Origin of the sequence: Halalkalicoccus subterraneus (assembly GCF_003697815.1) — an archaeon.
Classification (GTDB): Archaea; Halobacteriota; Halobacteria; order Halobacteriales; family Halalkalicoccaceae; genus Halalkalicoccus; species Halalkalicoccus subterraneus.
Map to the genome: position 1 here is coordinate 1 of NZ_RDQG01000069.1, position 2,728 is coordinate 2,728.

The 2,728-nt window shown below is 55.9% G+C and carries 2 protein-coding genes; both read right to left on the reverse strand.

Going from position 1 to position 2,728, the window contains the following annotated elements:
* Positions 1-251: 251 nt before the first annotated feature.
* The gene (locus EAO80_RS15195) at positions 252-767 is read right to left on the reverse strand and encodes a hypothetical protein (RefSeq protein WP_162994034.1); all 516 of its coding nucleotides are present in this window, start codon (positions 765-767) and stop codon (positions 252-254) included.
* 686 nt (positions 768-1,453) lie between these two features.
* Complete coding sequence (locus EAO80_RS15200; RefSeq protein WP_162994035.1) at positions 1,454-2,518, reverse strand: rolling circle replication-associated protein; 1,065 nt, start codon at positions 2,516-2,518, stop codon at positions 1,454-1,456.
* Positions 2,519-2,728: the final 210 nt, after the last annotated feature.

The following is a 2,728-nucleotide window of genomic DNA, read 5'->3' on the forward strand; positions in this document are numbered from 1 at the left end:
CCCCCCGTGAGGGGGCCCGCTTCCGCCGTAACCGCTTCACGCCGGCTCCTCAAGCTCTTAGAGCCCCACAAACCAACGCTCGCGTCCAGCTGACATCGGTCGTCAGACCTATTATCACTGGTAGCGAAAATCCGAGTCAGGCCAGCCAGCCTGTTTAGAAGGGGTGTTTCCAGCACCCCGGATTTCCACTGAATCCGTAGCAGTGCGTATCTCCTTTGTTACCACCGCCCACTCACCCCCCCTACTAAAATTCAGCGACTGAGTAATCGATCCCAGAATCCCCGGTCTACTTCCTCACGAACTTCGTCCAACTCCGCTCTCAGTGTCTCTACTTCATCCTCGAGGCGTTTCATTGTCTCCAGTTCACCCTCTAATCGCTCAACAGTCGTCACAAGCTCAGCGACTTGTTCGTTCGTCGCCCGCACGTCACTCCGATCTGCGACCGGCTCAAGGGCCTCAGTGAGCCGCTCGTCGATCGCCCCATAGACCTGATCTTCGCGAAGCGCCTCCTTGTACCGTGCCCACATCATATCCGTCGTCATCACTTGGCTCGACCGCCAGTCTTCAAGCTCCTCAACCTCTCCCTCTACATCCTCAACTCGCCTCTTCAACCGGTGTACCTTCCGACGATACGACTGCACTGACTCCTTTGCACTCGCTGCATCTGACCGTGCTTCACGCGCCGCTTCCCTCATCTCTTCAATTGTTGCTGGCTCAGCAAGCGTCTCAGCGTGATCAGCTACCCACTCACGACCATCAGAGGTCATTTGGAACCGACGCACATCCTTCGTCCCACCTGGTCGAGCCTCCCGCCCAATCTCCTCAACCAATCCACTGGGTATCAAATGGTTCTCAAGCCGATGTGAAACCTGCGCGTTTTGTGATAGGTCTGTCTTCCACCGAAGTTCCGTTGTATTCAATACATCGGCCTCAACTAACGCGCCTAACATCCACTGCGACGCCCTATCAACACGATTTTCACCAATCCATAGCAATTCACCCATGAAAACATTCTCAGGAGCCATCCAGTTTAAAATTTATACTGATCATACACCCACCCGATTGTGGTCTTTGTAGACCACCCAGTCACGGACACAGCCAACACCACCATCTGTCATACTTCTAAACATCCACCAGCAATCCAATGTCAAGATACTGAGCAGCTATCCATATTCTACTTCAAATCCACAACTCTCATCTACACTAAACCGAGGGAGGGGAAATATACCTCTGACAAGCCCCAGAAAACAACTAGCGATCCAAAACCATAATCCCACTAGTTGCGATGTAAGGGACATTTATTTATAATAGCAATCGATGGCAAGCTAAAATCCGCATTGATCAAGGGGTTATTGCTCCGCACTACAACGGTTTTGAACCACTGTGGACCACTGCATAACCAATGTAATCACTCAATCAACAGGTGAACCATACCCACTGTGATCTACTGTGATCAGTCCGGTGGCGGCCAATCACTCCATGTTTCTGTCCACTCGACACCACCCCCATGCGGATTCACCGGCTCAACTGTCTCCCCGCCATCGTACGTCACCCCAACCAGATCCCATTCCGGTTCTAAGACCAACGAATCGTACGCCATGTACTCCTGCGCCCCATTCGACGGACGCCACCGTTGACGGCCAGTTGCCCACAGCAGTGCATTGAACGCCTGCACATGTTCTGGCGCGTCTAACGGCCCCTCCTCCTCATAAATCCCCAGATACTCTCCCACATACGACCCCAAGTTCCCAATCTCACCGACCTCCCGATCTCGAGAACCAGCCACTCGCTTTACCGTGATCACATTCTCATATTCATGCGCATCACGCTCTGCTAACTCACAGTTCCGCAGATGCGCGTCTATCACTGGCTCGAACCGCTCTTCTTCCACTACACCATCGACGAAGATCGCAATGTGCGCATGAGCGTATCCGCTCTTATGCGGCTCTAACACCATCAGATACTCCCACCGCAACGAATCGTCCAACGATCGATGCAGCGCCCGGCGCACCGCCTCCCACGAGGACAAGAGCTCATCAAGGTGATCTTGCGGTGCCACCCACTCCCCTGGCCGACCTGCTGACGCTGTCAGCGTTAGCATCCCTGTATGGAACCGACGTCCATACGCATCATGGAGGCCCCTCTCTAAGTCCTTCAACTTCGCGTACAACTTATTCGAATACGACGGCATGAACCGGTTCTCCTGCGGTCCTGTACACTGTTCGCCATCCTTCTCGAACACCAGCCCCGCGTTTCGACGGTCCTGGTACCACGTTCGCCACTGCTTTATCAACCCTTTCCACGAGATCGCTCGATTCGCGCGCGCTTCGGGAACCACTGCTTCACGTCGCAGTTTCACCCCATCGCGCGCCGTGATCTGCTGTGATCGCTTCCCCAAAAAGTCCGTGACGGCGGCCTGATTCTCCCCCCGCGCACGGTTAGCCATGGAGGGCCGAGAGACCGCCGAAGTGGGCGCATCAACTCGCACGTCCACCCACTCCTTACCGCTCTCGCTCACTGCCACCACCTCCGCAACCGCCGCCGCGCGCGACCCAGTCCGTCGCGTCCGTCCGTCCTCGACGGATTCCGGTGCTCGCGCACACCACGCGCTGCGCGCCGGGTCGGGTCGGACCCCCCCGTGAGGGGGCCCGCTTCCGCCGTAACCGCTTCACGCCGGCTCCTCAAGCTCTTAGAGCCCCACAAACCAACGCTCGCGTCCAGCTGACAT